We start from the raw sequence: 18500 nt of genomic DNA, 5'->3' as shown, positions 1-18500 counted from the left end.
GCCGGCTGGCACGGACGCGCGGAAAAACACCAAGGCATAATGCAATGGCCGTGCCAAACATGATTTTTCTCATTATTTCAGCTATTTATATAAGATCATGCAAACGACGCCGAGCGGCTCGTCAAAAATCTGACGACGCGCGGTCGCGTCCGGCGGAACCGCGCGTCAAACCGTGACTGGCACGCTTCCTGCACAATATCGGGCGAGCCTATCGGATCGAAGGAGATCGACCTTGTCCCGCAAAATTCTCGCCGGCCTCGCCGCCTGCGCCACCGTCGTCCCGCATATCGCCGGGGCCCAGCAGGCAACCGAGGACTGGCAATCGATCGATGCGCTGACCGCAACGATCGCCAGCGCCCTGGGTCGCACCGCGACCCCGATCGACCGCCGCATCAAGCTTGCGCGCTGTCCCGAACAGGCGTCGATCACCGCCATCGACGCGCGCACGCTCGCGGTGCGCTGCGCCCCGCTCGGCTGGCGCCTGCGCGTCCCGATGACGGGCCCCGCCGGCGCGGCCCCCGCGGCGGCAAACTATGCCCGTCCCGCGGCAAGCGCCCCGGTGATCCGCCGCGGCGACAATGTTCGCGTGACGATCGACACCGACAGCTATTCGATCAGCTATGCCGCGATCGCCGCCGAGGACGGGCGCGTCGGCGAAACGATCGCGCTCAAGGGCAACGACACCCGGTCGTCGCTCAGCGCCACCGTCACAGGCCCCGGACGCGCGGTGCTGCAAGACTGATTTTCGCCTGCTTACCCATCCACCGGGCCCGGGCTGTCGGCTTTCCGACGGCGCCGGGCCTTTCTTTTGTTTTTTGTGATCGGCGGCCTTAATCGCCGCGGATCGCGTCCGTTAAAGCCTTCGTGAACCGCGCCGTCACTTTTCTGACGGCACCGGATGGAGGCTTTTATGTCGGGTGACAGCAAGATCGGACCCGTTGGCGGCGTCGGCCGCACCGGCCCGTTGCGGCGGGTCGCCAGCGACAATGTCGCGGCGCGCGCGCCCGCGCAGCTCCAGCCGGCGCAGGAGAATCTACCGACCGCAAAGCTGACGCGCCTCGCTAACAGCCTGGCCGACCAGTCGCCGCCTGTCGATGTCGCACGCGTCGCCTCGCTGCGCACGGCGATCGCGAATGGCAGCTATGGCGTCCACCCGGCGATCATCGCGAGCGCCATGCTCGATTTCCACGGCCGCGGGACCGACTGATGCTGGCGCAGATGGACGAGGTTCAGTCGCGGCTCAACACGCTCGTCGGCGCGCTCGACGGCCACGACGCCGGCGCGATCATCGCGGCGACCGAGGAACTCGCCACTGCGGTAATCCTGTTTCGCGGCGCGGCGATCCCCGCGGGCAGCGAACATCGCGCGCGCGCGCTGATCGGGCAGACGCTGAACCAGCTTGAGGCCGCGGCGGTGCGCGTCAATATCTTGAAGAACTGGACGCGTCAGAGGATTGACAAGAATCACGAAATCCGCGGCACGCGACCGCGGGGTGCGGCTTTAAGCTACTGATAACCAGATAATTTTCCTAGACTTTCGAGAAATGGCACGATGATTGCTTTTGGTCTGCTGAACAAGCGGAACCAGAGCCATGAACGCAATCAACAATCCCCTAGGCGCCGGCCGCATCGCCGCACCCGTGCTCGATGCGGTGCAGAACGCGTCGGCGCGGTCGGGAATCGATTTCGACTATCTGTTCGACGTCGCCCGCGTCGAGAGCGGCTATAATCCGGCCGCGCAGGCCCAGACCTCATCGGCGCGCGGCCTTTATCAGTTCACCAGACAGACCTGGCTTGCAACGCTCGACCGCCACGGCGCGAACCATGGCCTAGCGTGGGCTGCCGATGCGATCGGCCGCGACGCGTCGGGCCGGCTGACCGTCGCCGACCCCGCGCTCCGCCAGCAGATTTTCGATCTGCGCGACGATCCGACGGCGTCTTCGAACATGGCGGCCGCGCTGACCGGTGACAATCGCACCTATCTCGAAAGCCGGATCGGCCGCGCCGCCGAGCCGGTCGATCTCTATCTCGCGCATTTCCTCGGGAGCGGCGGTGCCGCCAAATTCCTGACGGCGCTCGCAGCCAACCCCGACCAGCCCGGCGCATCGATGATGCCCGAGGCCGCCGCCGCCAATCGTTCGGTCTTTTACGCCGCCGACGGCAGCATGCGCAGCCTTGGCGAGATCCGCGAACGCTTTCGCGTGAAGCTCGAAGAGGGCGGCAAGGTCGAAAATATGAAACCCTTCCCCCCCTCGGGCTGGCACGCGCAGGCGAGCAGTTCGAGCGGGCTCGCGGGCGCCGGCGGAGGCCGTCCGCCGCTCCAGATGATGGATATCCAGCCCATGCCCAAGACGCTCTCGATGGGCTTTGCCGCCGATGCCTACCGGCGGCTCGCCTCGCTTTCGGGAGGCGCCGCATGACCGCGGACTTCAACCTCCGCAACGTCGCGCGTTTCGCCAGCATCTCGGCACTGCCGGCGGGGATGCTGATCCTCGTCGGGCTGATGGTGATCCCGGTCTCGCCGCTGATTCTCGACATCAGCTTCGTCGCGAACATCATGATCAGCCTCCTGATCCTGATGGTCGCGCTGCAGGCCTCGAAACCGCTCGATTTCTCGGCCTTCCCGACCGTGTTGCTCCTCGCGACGCTGTTCCGGCTCGCGCTCAACGTCGCCTCGACACGCGTCGTGCTCGTCCACGGCCACGAGGGCACCTCAGCGGCAGGCCATGTCATCGAGGCGTTCGGCCAGGTCCTGATCGGCGGCGACTATGTCGTCGGCCTGTTCGTCTTTTTCGTGCTGATGATCATCAATCTGATCGTGATCACCAAGGGCGCGGGCCGCGTGTCCGAAGTGTCCGCGCGCTTCACCCTCGACGCGCTTCCCGGCAAGCAGATGGCGATCGACGCCGACCTCAACGCCGGGCTGCTCACCCCTGAAGAGGCCAAGGCGCGCCGCGTCGAGGTCGGCACCGAAGCCGATTTCTACGGCTCGATGGACGGTGCATCGAAATTCGTGAAGGGCGACGCAGTCGCGGGGCTGCTCATCCTGTTCGTCAATATCATCGGCGGGCTGATTCTCGGCATCTTCAGCCACGGGCTCAGCCTGTCCGAAGCCGGCAGCACCTATATCACGCTCGCGATCGGCGACGCGCTCGTCGCGCAGATCCCGGCGCTGCTGCTATCGATCGCCGCCGCCGCGATCGTCACCCGCGTCGCCTCGCCCTTCGACCTCAGCGGCCAGATCGGCAGCCAATTCTCCTCGCCCGTGATCTGGATGGCGGTCGGCGGCATCCTCCTCATCCTCGGCCTCGTCCCCGCGATGCCGCAGCTCTTGATCCTGCCCGCGTCCGCGCTTGCCTTCGCGATCGGCTGGCAGCTCCGCCGCGCCGAGGCGGCGGTCGCCGACCTGCCCGAGCCCGTAGCCCCCGCGCCCGACCCGTCGCATATCGAATGGTCCGATGTCAGCGACGCGAGCGCGTGCCAGCTCGAGATCGGCTATGCGCTCGTCACCCTCGTCGACGAACGCAAGGGGTCGCCGCTGATGACGCGCATCACCGGCATCCGCCGCCAGTTGTCGAAGGAACTCGGCTTCGTCGTTCCGCCCGTGAAGGTCAGCGACGACCTTTCGCTCCCCGGCAACGTCTATCGCATCTCGGTCGCCGGGGTGATCGTCGGCGAGGATGAGGTCTTTCCCAACGAAATGCTCGCGCTCGATTCGGGCGACCTCGTCACCAAGGTCGTCGGCCGCCCGTGCAAGGATCCGACCTTCGGCCTCGACGCGCTGTGGATTCCGAAGGCGATGCAGAATGACGCGATCGCGGCGGGCTATACCGTCGTCGATCCCGCCACCGTCGTCGCGACGCACCTCAACAACAGCATCGTCGGTTCGGCCGCCGAGCTGTTCGGCATCGACGACGCGCAGGCGCTGATCGACAATCTCAAGACCCGTTATCCGCAGCTGGCCCAGAATCTGAGCCCCCAGGGCTATGCGCTGCCGCGCGTCGCGAGCCTCTGCAAATCGTTGCTCGTCGAGCGCGTGCCGCTGCGCGATTTCCGCAAGATCGCCGAAGCGATGGTCGCGCTGGCGGCGCAGCAGTTCGGCGAGATCGACCTTGTCGAAGCGGTGCGCCAGCGCATCGGCGCGCTGATCGTCCAGACGATCGTGCCGAGCCGGATGCCGCTGCCCGTCGTCACCTTCAGCCCCGAGATCGAGATGCTGCTCAATCAGGCGGTTCGCGCCAATCCCGCCGCCGAATGGCCGTTCGAACACGGCCTGGCGATGACGATCATCGAACAGGTCGGTCAGGCGGCCGAACCGCTGCTGCTCCAGACGCGCAGCTTCGCGCTCGTCGCCTCGCCGATCTGCCGCTCCGCCCTCTCGCGCCTCGTGCGCGCCACTTTCCCCGACGTCGCCGTCATCTCCTATCTCGAGATTCCGGCGACCAAGCAGACCGAAATTGTCGCGACGATCGGCGCCGAAGTGCCGCGCCTCGCGGCCGGGCCGGGGGCCCATATGGAGGACCAACCGCATGAGAATTGAGCCCGCCGAGCAGTTTGCCGCGAGCGGCGGCCGCGCGCCGCGAGCGCGCGGCTATGGCGAGAGCGCCGAGGCGCTGGTCGAGGAATATGCGCCGCTGGCGCGCAAGATCGCCTGGCAGGTCTTTTCGCGCGTGTCGCGGACGAGCGAGCTCGACGACCTGATCCAGACCGGGTTGATCGCGCTGATCGAAGCAAGCCGCCATTATGAGGAGCGCGGATTCGCCTTTGCGACCTATGCCACGACGCGCATCCGCGGCGCGATGATCGACCAGCTGCGCCGCGAAGCCGACGTCGGCCGTTCGGCGATGGTCGCCGCGAAGCGGATCCAGGCGATGCGCAGCACGCTCGAACAGCAGCTGATGCGCGCGCCGACCACGGCCGAGATGGCGGTCGCCTTCGACATGTCGGCGGAGGATTATTTCGCGCTCGAACGCAATGCGACGCACGGCCGCTCGACCTCGCTCGACGAGCTGACCGATATCGGCGCCTTCCTTGCGGCTGATGAGGATGCCGGCGCCGACGATCGCTGCGAGCAGGAAGATTTGATGGGCGCGCTGCGCCAGTGCGTCGGCCGCCTGTCCGAGCGCGAGCAGATGGTGCTCCAGCTCTATTTCTTCGAAGAGCTCAACCTGCACGAAATCGGGCTGACGCTCGACGTCAGCGCGGCGCGCATCTGCCAGATCAAGCGCGAGGCGATGGCCAAGGTCGATCGCATGATGAAGGACATGACCGAATAGGCGATTGGCGCAGCTAGGCTGCCAGCTGCAGCATGGCCTGACGGACGCCGCCGACCCTTTCGAAATAGCTGGCCATGCGCTCGGTCCCGTGGTCGCTCAGCCGCACGATCGTGCGGCGGCGATCACGCTCGTCGATCGAGCGATGCACCAGCCCGCGCCGTTCGAGCGATGCGATCATGCGCAGCCCTGACGACAGCGGAACCCCCGCGCCGGTCGCGAGATCGCTGGCGCTGAGCACGCGGCCGTGCGCGCCCGCGAGCATCAGGTCGAGCATCATGTCCCAGACGGGTCCCGATATTTCGGTGTCGCCGAAATGGCTGCGGCGGATGCGCCTGATCTGGATGCTGAGCGACAATTGGTCGAGCAGCCCGGCATCGGACGGAGCGCTGTCGCGCGCCGCCTCGACTCCGCGCACGGCGGCGGGCGGCGATTCCTCGCCGCGGCTCGCGAGCAGTTCGTGGATCTGATCGACCCGCGATTTCAGCTCGGCAATTTCTTCGTTCGAAAACGGCTGCATGTGACGATGCCCCTGGGGAGCCACATTTCAGGCCGTGACGTCATTCCGCCGACTGTAGGATCCCGATGCGTAGATGATCAGCAACAGGATCGGATAGGATATATACACCGAGAGCAGCGAATAGGGCCGCGCCAATATCTCCGAGAACATGAGCTTCTGGATATGCCCGAAAATGGCGATCAGCTGCCATCCGGTGATCCAGTAAGGCCAGAAACTCTGCGTCCGCATGGCGATGAACCAGAAGCTCATCAGAACCAGCACGTCGATGATGAAGATATTGACCTCGATGTTGGTCCAGGTCGGAAAAGGCGTCACGGCCGTCGTGAGGACCGAGGCGATCAATGCCGTATAGGCTGCCCAGCGTTCAAACGGTCCGCCGCGTCGGATCGCGACGGCCACGGTGATGAGCAGAACGGCATAATAGATCGCCACGGACCACATTGTGGCAGTCAACCTTTCTTGCGGATCAACCGGCCTTCGCGAACGTCGGCGCGTCTGCGCCCTGACGGTCGTTGCTGCCTTCGTCGACCAGCTTCGCAGCGGCCGGCTTCACGCCCGCGCCGAACATGCGCGTGCCGAGGCCGACTTCCTTCTGCGTCACCGTCAGCGCCAGATGCGCGTCGGTGAGGAGCTGGCGGACATCGCCGGCGGCGGCCAGCGCCTGTGCGACCTTCGCCATCGCTTCCTGGCCGACGATCGCCGACATGTTCGTCTCGCGGCGCGCGGTGGGCAGCGTCGCGGCGAGCTGGGCGATGCGGATCATCACTTCGTCGATGGCGTCTTCGGCCAGATGCAGCTCGGAAGCGATCTTCTTCGCCGCAGAAACTCGTTGATTCAGCATTATCTTTTTCCTTGAAAAAGAATGCTACCGGTTCCCCCCCGCAGCATTCGTTCGAACATCAGGTCAGAACGCGACCAAGTCCGACAAGGATCGAATAGAGGGCGGAGAAAGCCAAAATCGTCGCGAACGCGATCAGGATTGGCCAGATTATCCTTTCCATCAACCCATGCCGGTTGGCCGGCTGGGACGCGGTAGGAAATGGCGAACCAATATCGAAAATTCGCCGAAACGAACTGCGCCCCGCTTCGGCATCGGCGGGCGGAGCAACGTCGCCTAGGTCGATCAATTGATATGTCAAAGGCTGATAAGGGGTAACATCATCGAAGACACCGTTAACCGCCAGGATTCGCGCTGCCTCTATCCTGTTCGAAACATTAAGCTTTTTCAACACCCGCCGAACCCGTTCATCGACCGTGTGCGGTGAAACGTTCATCAGGCGGGCGATCTGCTTGGAATTTTTGTGCTCGTAAACGTGCCGCAACGTTTCAATCTGCGCGGCGGACAGCAGGCTGAGGTAATTGTCGGGGTCGCCTTGCACGGGGTTGGAATAGAGCATCACGAGTCGAAATCAAGGTCGGTAGCTAGCTAATTTCCTGCCTGACCCACATTCGGCCATCCCCTCTGCGTCCGATTCGCCCCGCTATCGGCTCTCCTTCAGACCGCGATAGCGCTGGATCGACTTTTCGATGTGCCGGCGCGCGGCGCGGCGCGCGGCGACCGGATCGCCCGCCTCGATCGCGACGACGATCGCTTCATGGTCGCGGTTGATCGTGTGCGCGTAGCGCTGATGCCGGACCGGATCGTCGCCCTGCAGATAGAGCCGCCGCGATGGCACGAGCCGGACGCCGAGAAACTGGGTGAACCGCAGGAAATAGGGGTTGCCGGTCGCGCTGGCGATCGCGGCGTGAAAGGCGGCGTCGGCGGCGACCGACGCATCGACGTCGCGGCTTTCCTCCATCGCGTCGAGCGTGCGGCGCAGCGCCGCAAGGTCGGCGTCGGTCCGCCGGCGCGCGGCGAGATCGGCCATCTCGGCCTCGAACCCCATGCGCATTTCGAGGAGCCTCAGCACATCGTCGATTTCGCCGATTTCCTCGGCGGTAACCTGAAAGGCGCGATATTGCGCGCCGTCGGGAACATAGGCGCCCGATCCGCGCCGCGAGACCAGAAGGCCGCGCGCCGCGAGCCGCGAATAGGCCTCGCGCACGACGGTGCGGCTGACGCCGAACGTCTCGGTGATGTCCTTTTCGGTCGGAAAACGCGATCCGACGGGCATTTCGCCCGTCTCGATCTGTTCCTCGAAACGCTGGACCAGATCGTCTGCCAGCGATGCCGCCTTGGTTACCGCCATGGATGCTGCGTTATCATCGCGCCGCGAAGCTGGCTAGGGTCAAGGCCTCGGGCCGGAAATCGGGGCGCTGTGCATCGACATAGCGATTCCAGTCGGCCTCGGTCGCAAAATCGCCACCCTTGTCCCATGCCGCGCCGCTGTAATAGACGAAGGGCCGCCCCGGCTGGACGCGAACGAGGATCAGATAATTGTCGGCGTCCTCGGCGAAACCAGCAAAGGCCGCCGGATCGACGATCACCGCCGCCGCCATCCGCCCCTTGTCGCCGTCGGCGGGCCCCCACCAGCTCATGCGGGCCGCCGCTTCGTCCTTCCTGATGTCACCCAGCTTCGCGCCCCCGATCGGCCGCTTGGAGATGCCGATGCCGACGATCAGCTCGGCATCGCTGCTCGACATGATCGTCGAGTTCAACCGCGTGAAATTCGTGCCCGCGGGCAAGGTGAAGCGTCGCGTCTCGCGCACCGTGCGCTGCGTATCAACGGGCCAGGGTTCGTAATCGACGGCGAAGTCGGCGACGTCCGGTCCCGATCGCAGGATGCGCGGCCGCACATAGTTGCGCGAGGTCCACAGCTTGTTGTCGTGCCAGATGCCAAGCCCGCCAGCGCCGCGCCCCGTGCCGACATTATAGAAATCGACCCCCTCGCCATGGTCGGCATGCTGGTCGCCGGTGCGCAATTGCCGGTCCATATAAGGCCAGCGCACGCGCTTGCCCCACGCGTCGATCCCCGACGACGACGGCGGTTCGGCCGCCTCCAGCGCGCGGCCATAGATGCGAAACGCGATCCGGTCATTTTCCCAGAGCAGGTCGTCGAAACGATAGTCCGCGATCGTGACCGCGGCGCGCGCGCCTTGCTCTTCGACGGTGGCGGGGCGGATCGGCTTATGCTCCTGCGCGCCCGCCGGGGTCGCGAACAGGGCAAGAACAAGAAATAGGTTTCGCATCACCAGCTCCACATTGTGCCGTCCTCAAGCCGATTCACCGGCAGAAAGGCACGGGTATAAGGAAAGGTTCCGGCGAGCGCCTCGTCGATATCGACGCCGAGACCGGGCGCGTCGCCGGGATGAAGCATGCCGTCAGCAAAGCGATAGGCATGCGGGAAGACCGCGTCGGTCTCCGCCGTGTGGCGCATATATTCCTGGATTCCGAAATTGGGAATGGCGAGCCCCAGGTGCAGCGCCGCGGCCATCGTCACCGGCGACAGGTCGGTCGCGCCGTGACAGCCGGTGCGGACCTGGTGCAGGTCGGCGAGCGAAGCGATCTGGCGCATATGGGTGATGCCGCCCGCGTGGAGCACGGTCGCGCGGATATAGTCGATCAGCCGGTTTTCGATCAGCGCCTTGCAGTCCCACACCGACGAGAAGATTTCGCCGACGGCGAGCGGCGTCGTCGTATGCTGGCGGATCAGGCGGAACGCATCCTGATCTTCCGCCGGGGTCGCATCCTCGATCCAGAAGGGGCGGTAAGGCTCCAGATCCTTGCCGAGCCGCGCCGCCTCGATCGGGGTGAGCCGGTGATGGATGTCGTGGAGCAGATGGACGTCCCAGCCGAGCGCCTCGCGCGCCGCAGCGAATAATTCGGGGACGACGCGCATATATTTCGCCGTCGACCAGACATTCTCGGTCGGCAGGTCATTGTCGGCAGGCTCGTAGAAGTAGCGGTCCTTGCTGACGCCATAGGTCGACGCCATCCCCGGCACGCCGCATTGCAGGCGAATCGCCTTATATCCCTGCCGCTGGTAGTCGAGCGCCGCCTCGATCGTATCGGCGATCGTCGCCCCGTTGGCATGGCCATAGACCATGCAGCCCTCGCGCGCCGCGCCGCCGAGCAATTGATAGACCGGCAGCCCCGCGACCTTGCCCTTGATGTCCCACAACGCCATGTCGACCGCCGCGATCGCCGTCATCGTCACCGGGCCGCGCCGCCAATAGGCGCCCTTGTAGAGAAATTGCCAGATATCCTCGATCCGGTGCGCGTCGCGCCCGATCAGGCAGGGGGCGACATGCTCGGACAGATAGTGCGCGACGGCCAGTTCGCGGCCGTTGAGCGTCGCATCGCCAACGCCGGTCGTGCCGTCGTCGCATTCGATCTTCAGCGTCGTGAAATTGCGGCCCGGCGACGTCGATATCACCCGGGCTGACACGATCTTCGGCATTCCATCCCCTCTGGCCAATATGGGCTAGTTGTGTGACAACATTATTGACACTTGCGAGAAAAGGAAAGAGGTATGTCACCGGTGTCAAGGCGAAAAGCCGGGCCGGCTTGAAAGGGAGAGGATATGCCATGTCGCTGAGCCTGTTTTCCATGATGATGACGGCGCCCGCCGCGGTGGCGGCGCCCGCCCAGCCCGCGATGCCGCAGCCCGCCGCGATCCTCGCCGAAACGCGCCGCGTCGCGGACTGGCAGCTCGCGAACCGAACCAACTGGGCGACGATGCCCGCCGCGCGCAAGAGCGTGCAGGAGGTGCGCGACTGGCAGCAGGCAACCTTCTGGGTCGCGCTCACCGAACTTGCGAATCGCGACAGGCGATACGCCAAACCGCTGCTCGATCTCGGCCGCGCCGAGAAATGGCAGATGGGCGACCTTCCCTTCCACGCCGACGACCAGCTGATCGGGCAGGCGTGGCTGTGGGCGGCGCAAAATGGCGCTGGCAGGCAGGCCATCACGCCGATGCGAACCTATTTCGACCATGTGCTCGCCAACCGCCCGACGATCGGGCTCGAATTCATTCCCGTCGCGCCGGGCAAGGGCACATCGACCTGCACCGACCGCTGGTGCTGGTGCGACGCCTTGTTCATGGCGCCCCCGACCATGCTGCGCCTCGCCAAGGCGACGGGTGACAAGCGTTATGCCGATTTCGTGCACGAGGAGTGGAAGGCGACGACCGATTATCTCTTCGACCCGTCGGAGCAGCTCTATTTCCGCGACAGCCGCTTTTTCGACATGCGCGACGCCAAGGGGCGCAAGCTGTTCTGGAGCCGCGGCAATGGCTGGGTGATGGGCGGGCTCGTCCGCGTGCTGCAGGTGCTCGACGAAAAGGACCCCGAGCGCCCCTATTACGAGAAGCTGTTCAAGAACATGGCCACGAAGCTGGTGACGCTGCAAAAGGCCGACGGATACTGGCCCGCCTCGCTGCTTGACGATGATCGCGGCACGCCGCCCGAATCGAGCGGCACCGCCTTCTTCACCTATGCCTTTGCGTGGGGGGTCGACAATGGCTTGCTCGACCGCGCGACTTACGAGCCCGCCGCGGTGCGCGGCTGGGCTGCGCTCGGCCGCGCGGTGCAGCCCGACGGGATGCTCGGCTGGGTTCAGCAGGTCGGCGACCGTCCCGACAGCGTGTCGGCGAAGGAGACGCAATTCTATGGCAGCGGCGCCTATCTGCTCGCCGGGACGGCCATGTACGACTTGGCGAGAAAACGCGGAAGGTCTTGATATCTGGCGGATATACTCCACCGGACCGACCCGCCACGCGAACGATTGACTTCCCCCATCAAAGTTGTAATACATTTCATAAGTTGTATGACATCTAAGATTGACACCGGTATCAACCGGGTCATCGCCGCAGATCAGGGGCGGCAGGAAAAGGAGAGGGAAAATGAAGTCATCATCGGTCTTGCCGACTCGCGCCGCGTTGCTGGCGTCGGCCGCGCTGTTCGCCGCCACGCCCCTGTGGGCACAGGAAGCGCCCGCCGACATCGAAGGCGAGCAGGTTCCGGCGGTCGATGGCGATGACGAAATCCTCGTCACCGGAACGCGCGCGACGCAGCGCAGTTCGATCGAGTTCAAGCGCGCCGCCGACGTCGTCGTCGACGGCCTTGTCAGCGACGAGATCGGCGCCACGCCCGACAATTCGGTCGGCGACACGCTCGAACGCATCGCCGGCGTTTCGGCCGACCGCTTCAAGGGCAATGCCAACGAGCTGTCGGTACGCGGCCTCGGGCCGACGCTCAGCTTCTCGACCTTCAACGGCCGCGAGGTGTCGACGGCGGGACCCGACCGTTCGGTCGCCTTCCAGCAATTCCCGTCGGAGCTGGTGAACGGCGTCCTCGTTTATAAATCACAGCGCGCCGACTTCCTCGAAGGCGGCGTCGGCGGGGTGATCGAACTCCGCTCGATGAAGCCCCTCGACTATGGCAGGCGGCGCATCCAGTTCGAGGTGCGCGGCGATTTCCAGCCGCAGGACAACGATGTCTATCAGCACGACGGGCTCGGCTATCGCGCCAATTTCGCCTATACCGACCAATATGAAACCGGGCTCGGCGACATCGGCGTGTCGATCGGTTACCAGCGGCAGGACACAAGCGCGCCCGAGGATTATTACAACGGCAATTCGACCTTTCAGCTCTGCAACACGTCGGCCGACAATCCCTGGCAGCTGACCGGCAATGCCGCGGCGCAGGCCGCCGCCGGCGCCAATATCAACTGCACCTTCGCCGAGGGACCGCGCACCGCCAATGGCGTCACCGTCGGCGAGACGATCGGCGACACTTATTTCCCGACCTCATCGCGCAGCTTCCGCACCCAAAAGACGTCGGAAGTGCGCGACGGGCTGATCGGCTCGATCCAATGGCGTCCATCGCCCGAATTCGAGGTCGCGATCGACGGCCAATATTCGAAGCGCCGCAGCCGCGAGGACCGCAATGTGCTGGGCATTCCCGAAAGCCTGCGCGGACTCGAGCCGCTGATCATCGGCGACGGCAGCAATGGCTACTCACCCGGCGCGCTGATCAGCTATCGCGGCAATTCGAATATCGAGAACCAGCTCGAAACGCGCCAGCGCAACGAAACCTACAAGGGCGGGGGCCTGGGCCTGATCTGGACGCCCGACCGCTGGACGGTCAGCTTCGACGGCTCCTATTCGGACAGCCACCGCACCGAGACGCAGAAAGCGACGCGCATGCGTTCGAACCGCCGCGTCGGCTATACGCTGACCTATCTGGACGACGATGTCGTGCCGAATGTCGAGTTCGAGGATTTCGACATCACCGACCACGACCTGTTCCTGACCACCGCGCCCAATTCGGTCTATGCGCGCAACCGCTTCGTCACCGACCGCCGCGACCGCATCTGGGCCGGACGGCTCGATATCGAGCGCGAACTCGACGGCTTCATCACCTCGGTCAAGGTCGGCGGCCGCTATTCGGACCATCACCGCACCAACGACAATGCGCGCAACAACGACCTCAACACGCTCGCTGAAATCGACGGCGCTACCCCAGCCGAGCTGATCGCGCAGGCGAACCAGCTATGCCGCGTGCCCTTTACCACCACCAGCTACATACAGGGCATGGGCACCAACGTCACGCGTTGGGCGACCTTCGACAACGACTGCCTGTTCCGCACCTTCACCGGCGGCGACGATGCGCTTCCCTATCCAACCGACGGGCGCGATCCGAGCGACATCGACGTCACCGAGCGCATCTATGCGCTCTACGGCCTCGCCAATTTCGAATCGCAGGCGGGCAGCGTGCCGTTCAGCGGCAATATCGGGCTGCGCTGGGTCAAGACCGAGATCACCTCGATCGGCTATCGCCAGCCCTATGTGATCACGATCGACACCGCCGGCGACAGCTATAGCGTCGACCCCGACCCGAATGGCGAACTCCAGACGAACCGCGCCAAAGGCAGCTATAATTACTTCCTGCCGAGCGCGAATATCGCGTTCGACCTGTTGCAAGAGGTCAAGTTGCGCTTCGCCGCCTATCGCGCGATCGCGCGGTCGGGGATCGAAAGCTTCGGCGCGGGCATCCGGCTCAACCCCTCAGCGGGGACCGGGCTCGACAATATCATCTTCGACGCCACCACCGGCAACCCGAACCTCAAGCCGCTACGCGCGTGGAACCTCGACGCGAGCCTCGAACTTTACGCTTCGCAAGATACGCTGCTCTCGATCGCGGGCTATTATAAATGGGCGAAGGGCACGGTGATCAGCGCCGAGGAGCCGATCCCGACCGATGTCACGATCACGACGATCCGCGACGGCGGCGCGCCGGTAACCGAGACCGTCACCATTTCGCCGGTGGCCCCGACGAACGACAGCGAGACGCGGCACCTCTACGGGATCGAGGCGACCGCGAGCCACGCCTTCACCTGGCTTCCCGACCCGCTCGACGGGCTCGGCATCCAGGGGTCGGTCAACCGCGCCTTCGCCAATTTCGAATATCCCGACACCTCGCCGATCGCCGACTATGTCAACCCGGCGAACCTGATCGGCCTGTCGAAATGGACCGCGAGCGGATCGGTATGGTTCGAGAAATGGGGCCTCTCGCTGCGCGCCAACCTCCGCTACCGCTCGGGCTATTACAAGCCGAACAGCGGCACCAATCGCGAGATTCGCGGCGCCACCTACGTCAATCTTTCGGCGCAGTACAACCTGACCGAGAATGTCCAGGTGAAGCTGCAGGCGCTGAACGTCACCGGCACGAACGACGTCATGTACAAGGGCGGATACGACAGCATCGCCGAGGTGTCGCGCAGCGGCACGCAATATTTCTTCGGCTTCCGGGTCCGCCTGTGACGCCATCGAGTTTAGCCCGACTCCCTTGGGCTATCCTGGCCGCCGCCGCGACTCCGTCCGCGGCGGCGGCTTTTTCCCTGTCCCCGGCGGCGCCCGTCTGCGACGCGAGCGAAGGCTATTCGGCTTCGTTCGACGGTCGCCGCACCTTCGCGTTGCGCCCCGCCGATCTCGAAGCGATCAAGGCGGCGCTGCCGACCAACCCCGCGATCGGCGCCGCATATCGCGACCTGACCGTCCGCGCCGACAAGGCGCTTGCGGCGAAACCCGGGTCGGTGATCGACAAGCGCAGCACCCCCGTGTCGGGCGACCGCCACGACTATGTCAGCCTCGCGCGCTATTGGTGGCCCGATCCCGCGAATCCGAGGGGTCCCTATCGGCGCCGCGACGGCGACACCAACCCGGACATTGAAAGCGACCGCTTCGACCGCGCCGCGCTCGCGCGCATGGTGCGCGACGCCGATACGCTCGCGCTCGCTTATTATTACAGCGGCGAGCGATCATATGCCGACGGCGCCGCGCGCGCCATCCGCGCGTGGTTTCTCGACCCCGCGACGCGCATGAACCCGAACATGAACTTCGCGCAGGCCGTGCCCGGCGTGTCGAACGGCCGCGCCGAAGGCGTGCTCGACGGCGCCGGCTTCATCGCGGCGATCGACGCCGTCGGCCTGATCGCACCCTCGGGCGCGCTGACGCCCGCCGAGACAGAGGCGCTCGAAAGCTGGTTTTCGCGCTACACCGACTGGATGCTGACAAGCCCGAACGGCAGGGCCGAAGGCAAGGCATCCAACAATCACGGTCTCTGGTACGATGCGCAGGTCGCGCGTTTCGCGCTGTTTGCGCGGCGCCCCGATGTCGCGCGCCGGATCGTCGCCGCCTTTCCCGCGAAGCGCCTCGCGCGACAAGTCGATCCATCCGGCGCGCTACCGAAGGAGCTGACCCGGACGCGCAGCTTCCATTATTCGCTCTATGCGCTCTCCGCCGCCTACACAGTCGCCGACAGCGCGGCATGCCTTGGCAGCGACCTTTATCACGTCGAGGAAAAGGGCCGCTCGCTGCGCAAGGCGACCGATTATGTCGCCGCCTTTCGCGGGCGCGCGTCCGACTGGCGCTATCGGGAGCGGGGCTGGCCCGCCGCCATGCTGGACGAACTGCTCGTGCGCGCCGACGACGCGTGGGGTCCGGGCGCCTATCCGCGCGCTGTCGACGGCGACCTGTTGTTGCGCCACCGCATCGCCGTAAAGGACGAACGATGATCGCCCGCCGCACCCTGCTCCTCGCCACGCTTCTCGCCGCGCCTGCGGCATGGGCGCGGCCGGGCGCCGCGACGATCGATGTCCGTGCGATCGAGCGCCGCCGCCTGCTGCCGCAGGCCGAAGCGCTGCTCGCCGCCGAACCGCGCACCGTCGCCGCGGTCCCGGCGCCGCGCAGTCCCGCCGGGCGGCAGGATTATTATTCGGAGGGCGATTATTGGTGGCCCGACCCGGCGAGCCCCGGCGGCCCCTATGTCCGCCGCGACGGCCGCTCGAACCCCGACAAGTTCGACGGCCACCGCGACGCGCTGATCGCGTTCGGGCGTACCGTCCCCGCGCTCGCGGCGCTGTGGAACCTCACCGCCGACGCGCGCTTTGCCGATGCTGCGATGCGCCACCTCCACGCATGGTTCGTCGATCCGAAAACGCGAATGAATCCTAACCTCGACCATGCGCAAGCGATCATCGGCGTCAACAGCGGCCGCGCGATCGGGGTGATCGACACGCTGCAGATCGTCGAGGTCGCGCGCGCCGCGACGCTGTTCGCGCGGCGGAACGCGCCGGGCTATGCCGCGATCCGCACCGACGTCGAGGACTGGTTCGCATCCTATCTGGGCTGGCTCACCACCTCACCCTTCGGCATCGAGGAACGCGACGAGAAGAACAACCACGGCAGCTGCTGGCTGCTGCAGGCGGCGAGCTTCGCCGCGCTGCTCGGCCGCGCCGACATTCTCGCCGACGCCCGAACCCGGCTCAAGACGATCATCGTCCCGACACAGATCGCCCCCGACGGTCGCCAGCCGCTCGAACTCGCGCGCACCAAGCCTTATGCCTATTCGCTCTTCAACCTCGACGTGCTCGCGGCATCGGCGTGGCTGCTCGGCGGCGGCGAACTGATCGGCTGGAAGACCGCCGACGGTCGCTCGATCGCCGGCGCGATCGCATGGATGGCCCCCTATATCGCCGGCAAGGGTAAATGGCCGCGCGCGCCCGATGTCGAATATTGGGACGGCTTCCCGGTGCGCCAGCCGAACCTGCTCTTCGGCGGTCTCGCGCAGCAACGCGGCGACTGGCTGACCCTCTGGCAAAGGCTCGACCCCGATCCCGTTGTCGGCGAGGTCGTGCGCAACTTTCCCGTGCGCCAGCCTTTGCTCTGGCTCTAGTTTCGCCCTTCGATCAGCCCGCGCGCGATCACCTGCGCCTGAATCTCCGCCGCGCCCTCGAAGATATTGAGGATGCGCGCATCGCACAGCACGCGGCTGATTTCATATTCGAGCGCATAGCCGTTGCCGCCGTGGATCTGCAGGCTGGCGTCGGCGTTCGACCAGGCGGCCCGCGCACCGAGCAGCTTCGCCATGCCCGCCTCGATGTCGCAGCGCTTGCCGCTGTCCTTGGCGCGCGCGGCGGCATAGCTCAGCTCGCGCGCCACGACGAAATCGACGAGGCTCATCGCGAGCTTGTCGGCGACGCGCGGGAAATGGACGATCGCCTTGCCGAACTGCTTGCGGGCGAGCGCATAGTCGAGCCCGAGTTCGAGCGCGCGCCGCGCGACGCCGACCGCGCGCGCGGCGGTCTGTATGCGCGCGCCCTCGAAGGTCCGCATCAATTGCTTGAAGCCCTGCCCCTCCTCGCCGCCGAGCAGCGCGTCGGCGGGCGCCGTCATGCCGTCAAACTGCAACGCATATTCGCGCATCCCGCGATAGCCGAGCACTTCGATCTCGCTGCCGCCCATGCCCGCCGCCGGAAAGGGATCAGCGTCGGTCCCGCGCGGTTTCGGGACGAGCAGCATCGAGAGGCCGGCATAGCCCTTCGCGTCGGGGACGGTGCGCGCCAGCAGGGTCATCAGGTCCGAGCGCGCGGCGTGGGTGATCCAGTTTTTCGCGCCGTCGATCACCCAATGATCGTCGGCGCGCCGCGCGCGCGTCTGGAGCGAGCCGAGGTCCGACCCGACGTCGGGTTCGGTGAACACGGCGGTCGGCAACACCTCCCCGCTTGCGATCTTCGGCAGCCATTCCGCCTTTTGCGCGTCGGTGCCGCCCATCGCGATCAGCTCGCCTGCGATCTCCGACCGCGTGCCGAGCGACCCCGCGCCGATCCAGCCGCGCGACAGCTCCTCGGTGACGATGCACATGACGAGCTTACCGAGGCCCAGCCCGCCGAACGCTTCAGGGATGCAGACGCCGAAGGTGCCGAGGTCGGCCATCGCCCGAACGGTGACATCGGGGATCAGCGCGTTGGCGAGGTGCCAGCCATGCGCATGCGGAATGATCGCGGCGTCGGTGAAGCGGCGATATTGATCGCGGATCGCGTCGAGGTCGGCGTCGTGGAGCGTCTCGCTCGGCCAGTGACCCCCGGCGAGCGCAGCGGCGACCTCGGCGCGGGTTGCCGCGTGGTCGGCGTCGAGCAAGTCGGCGCAGGCATTGGCAAGGTTGCACCCGGCGGCGGCAATGCCGAGGTCGGCGGGGCGGAAAATCTCGTTCTGCCCCATCGGCAGCCCGCCGGCGAGCTGTCCGATCCCTTCGGCGAAGGCGAGCGTGGCGATCTTCGCATCGAGCGGGTTCGAGTCCCGGCCGGACTCGCACCAGTCCAGCGTCGCTTCGAGCGCCGCGACCGTCGTCGCGACCCACGCGAAACCGTGCGCCGCGCGCTGCTCGGCGTCGATCGGCCGCGACGCCAGCCGCTCGCCGAGCGCCGTTTGCGCGGCGCCGCGATAGCTCCGCGCGGCGGCGAGGGCCTCCCGCAAATCGGCCATG

The 18500-nt window shown here is 65.8% G+C and carries 18 protein-coding genes; 10 read left to right on the top strand and 8 right to left on the bottom strand.

All coding sequences use genetic code 11. The features are described from left to right. Nucleotides 1-232 precede the first annotated feature (232 nt). The 6 genes from HDC29_RS11940 (at nucleotide 233) to HDC29_RS11915 (ending at nucleotide 5275) form a co-directional block, all read left to right on the top strand. Nucleotides 233-742, top strand: a complete 510-nt coding sequence (locus HDC29_RS11940) for a flagella basal body P-ring formation protein FlgA (RefSeq protein ID WP_179497816.1) — start codon at nucleotides 233-235, stop codon at nucleotides 740-742. Between the two features lie 168 nt (nucleotides 743-910). Continuing rightward, nucleotides 911-1207: a flagellar biosynthesis anti-sigma factor FlgM gene (gene flgM, locus HDC29_RS11935; RefSeq protein ID WP_179497814.1), complete on the top strand. Its 297-nt coding sequence runs from the start codon at nucleotides 911-913 to the stop codon at nucleotides 1205-1207. Then, complete coding sequence (locus tag HDC29_RS11930; protein ID WP_179497805.1) at nucleotides 1207-1512, top strand: hypothetical protein; 306 nt, start codon at nucleotides 1207-1209, stop codon at nucleotides 1510-1512. The genes flgM and HDC29_RS11930 overlap by 1 nt, the downstream gene beginning before the upstream one ends. Nucleotides 1513-1591: 79 nt before the next feature. Then, on the top strand, nucleotides 1592-2419 hold the full coding sequence (locus tag HDC29_RS11925) for a transglycosylase SLT domain-containing protein (protein WP_179497803.1): 828 nt from the start codon (nucleotides 1592-1594) through the stop codon (nucleotides 2417-2419). Further along, nucleotides 2416-4539: a flagellar biosynthesis protein FlhA gene (gene flhA / locus HDC29_RS11920; RefSeq protein WP_179497801.1), complete on the top strand. Its 2124-nt coding sequence runs from the start codon at nucleotides 2416-2418 to the stop codon at nucleotides 4537-4539. Before HDC29_RS11925 ends, flhA begins: the two co-directional genes overlap by 4 nt. Further along, entirely contained in the window at nucleotides 4529-5275 is a 747-nt protein-coding gene (locus HDC29_RS11915; protein WP_179497799.1) for a sigma-70 family RNA polymerase sigma factor, read from the top strand. The genes flhA and HDC29_RS11915 overlap by 11 nt, the downstream gene beginning before the upstream one ends. Nucleotides 5276-5288: 13 nt before the next feature. Here the strand turns inward: HDC29_RS11915 and HDC29_RS11910 are convergent, their stop codons facing one another. The 7 genes from HDC29_RS11910 to manD all read right to left on the bottom strand — a co-directional run bounded on the left by HDC29_RS11910 (nucleotide 5289) and on the right by manD (nucleotide 10132). Beyond that, nucleotides 5289-5792 (bottom strand): MarR family winged helix-turn-helix transcriptional regulator, encoded by a 504-nt coding sequence (locus HDC29_RS11910; protein ID WP_179497797.1) that lies wholly within the window; start codon nucleotides 5790-5792, stop codon nucleotides 5289-5291. Nucleotides 5793-5819: 27 nt separating this feature from the next. Then, the gene (locus HDC29_RS11905; protein ID WP_179497795.1) at nucleotides 5820-6233 is read right to left on the bottom strand and encodes a hypothetical protein; all 414 of its coding nucleotides are present in this window, start codon (nucleotides 6231-6233) and stop codon (nucleotides 5820-5822) included. 25 nt (nucleotides 6234-6258) lie between these two features. Further along, nucleotides 6259-6633, bottom strand: coding sequence for a hypothetical protein (locus HDC29_RS11900; protein ID WP_179497793.1), 375 nt, complete (start codon nucleotides 6631-6633; stop codon nucleotides 6259-6261). Between the two features lie 58 nt (nucleotides 6634-6691). Further along, nucleotides 6692-7189, bottom strand: coding sequence for a response regulator transcription factor (locus HDC29_RS11895; RefSeq protein WP_218844563.1), 498 nt, complete (start codon nucleotides 7187-7189; stop codon nucleotides 6692-6694). Nucleotides 7190-7273: 84 nt separating this feature from the next. Next, on the bottom strand, nucleotides 7274-7981 hold the full coding sequence (locus HDC29_RS11890) for a FadR/GntR family transcriptional regulator (protein WP_179497789.1): 708 nt from the start codon (nucleotides 7979-7981) through the stop codon (nucleotides 7274-7276). Nucleotides 7982-7994: 13 nt separating this feature from the next. Next, nucleotides 7995-8921, bottom strand: a complete 927-nt coding sequence (locus HDC29_RS11885; RefSeq protein ID WP_179497787.1) for a DUF4861 family protein — start codon at nucleotides 8919-8921, stop codon at nucleotides 7995-7997. Beyond that, nucleotides 8921-10132, bottom strand: a complete 1212-nt coding sequence (manD, locus tag HDC29_RS11880; RefSeq protein WP_179497785.1) for a D-mannonate dehydratase ManD — start codon at nucleotides 10130-10132, stop codon at nucleotides 8921-8923. The genes HDC29_RS11885 and manD overlap by 1 nt, the downstream gene beginning before the upstream one ends. 128 nt (nucleotides 10133-10260) lie before the next feature. Here manD and HDC29_RS11875 point away from each other — a divergent pair, with 128 nt between their 5' ends. The 4 genes from HDC29_RS11875 (at nucleotide 10261) to HDC29_RS11860 (ending at nucleotide 16910) form a co-directional block, all read left to right on the top strand. Beyond that, entirely contained in the window at nucleotides 10261-11412 is a 1152-nt protein-coding gene (locus HDC29_RS11875) for a glycoside hydrolase family 105 protein (protein WP_179497783.1), read from the top strand. A gap of 163 nt (nucleotides 11413-11575) precedes the next feature. Further along, a complete protein-coding gene (locus tag HDC29_RS11870) occupies nucleotides 11576-14497 on the top strand; it encodes a TonB-dependent receptor (protein WP_179497781.1) in 2922 nt (973 codons plus the stop codon). A 152-nt stretch (nucleotides 14498-14649) separates the two neighbouring features. Continuing rightward, nucleotides 14650-15750: an alginate lyase family protein gene (locus tag HDC29_RS11865; protein ID WP_179497779.1), complete on the top strand. Its 1101-nt coding sequence runs from the start codon at nucleotides 14650-14652 to the stop codon at nucleotides 15748-15750. Beyond that, a complete protein-coding gene (locus tag HDC29_RS11860; protein ID WP_179497777.1) occupies nucleotides 15747-16910 on the top strand; it encodes an alginate lyase family protein in 1164 nt (387 codons plus the stop codon). Before HDC29_RS11865 ends, HDC29_RS11860 begins: the two co-directional genes overlap by 4 nt. On the opposite strand, the gene HDC29_RS11855 is transcribed toward HDC29_RS11860, so the two are convergent. Then, nucleotides 16907-18499 (bottom strand): acyl-CoA dehydrogenase family protein, encoded by a 1593-nt coding sequence (locus HDC29_RS11855; RefSeq protein WP_179497775.1) that lies wholly within the window; start codon nucleotides 18497-18499, stop codon nucleotides 16907-16909. The two genes, HDC29_RS11860 and HDC29_RS11855, sit on opposite strands and share 4 nt — an antisense overlap. Nucleotide 18500 lies beyond the last annotated feature (1 nt).

The organism is Sphingopyxis sp. JAI108, assembly GCF_013410105.1.
In the GTDB taxonomy this organism is placed as follows: domain Bacteria; phylum Pseudomonadota; class Alphaproteobacteria; order Sphingomonadales; family Sphingomonadaceae; genus Sphingopyxis; species Sphingopyxis chilensis.
This window is presented reverse-complemented; position numbering and strand designations above follow the sequence as displayed.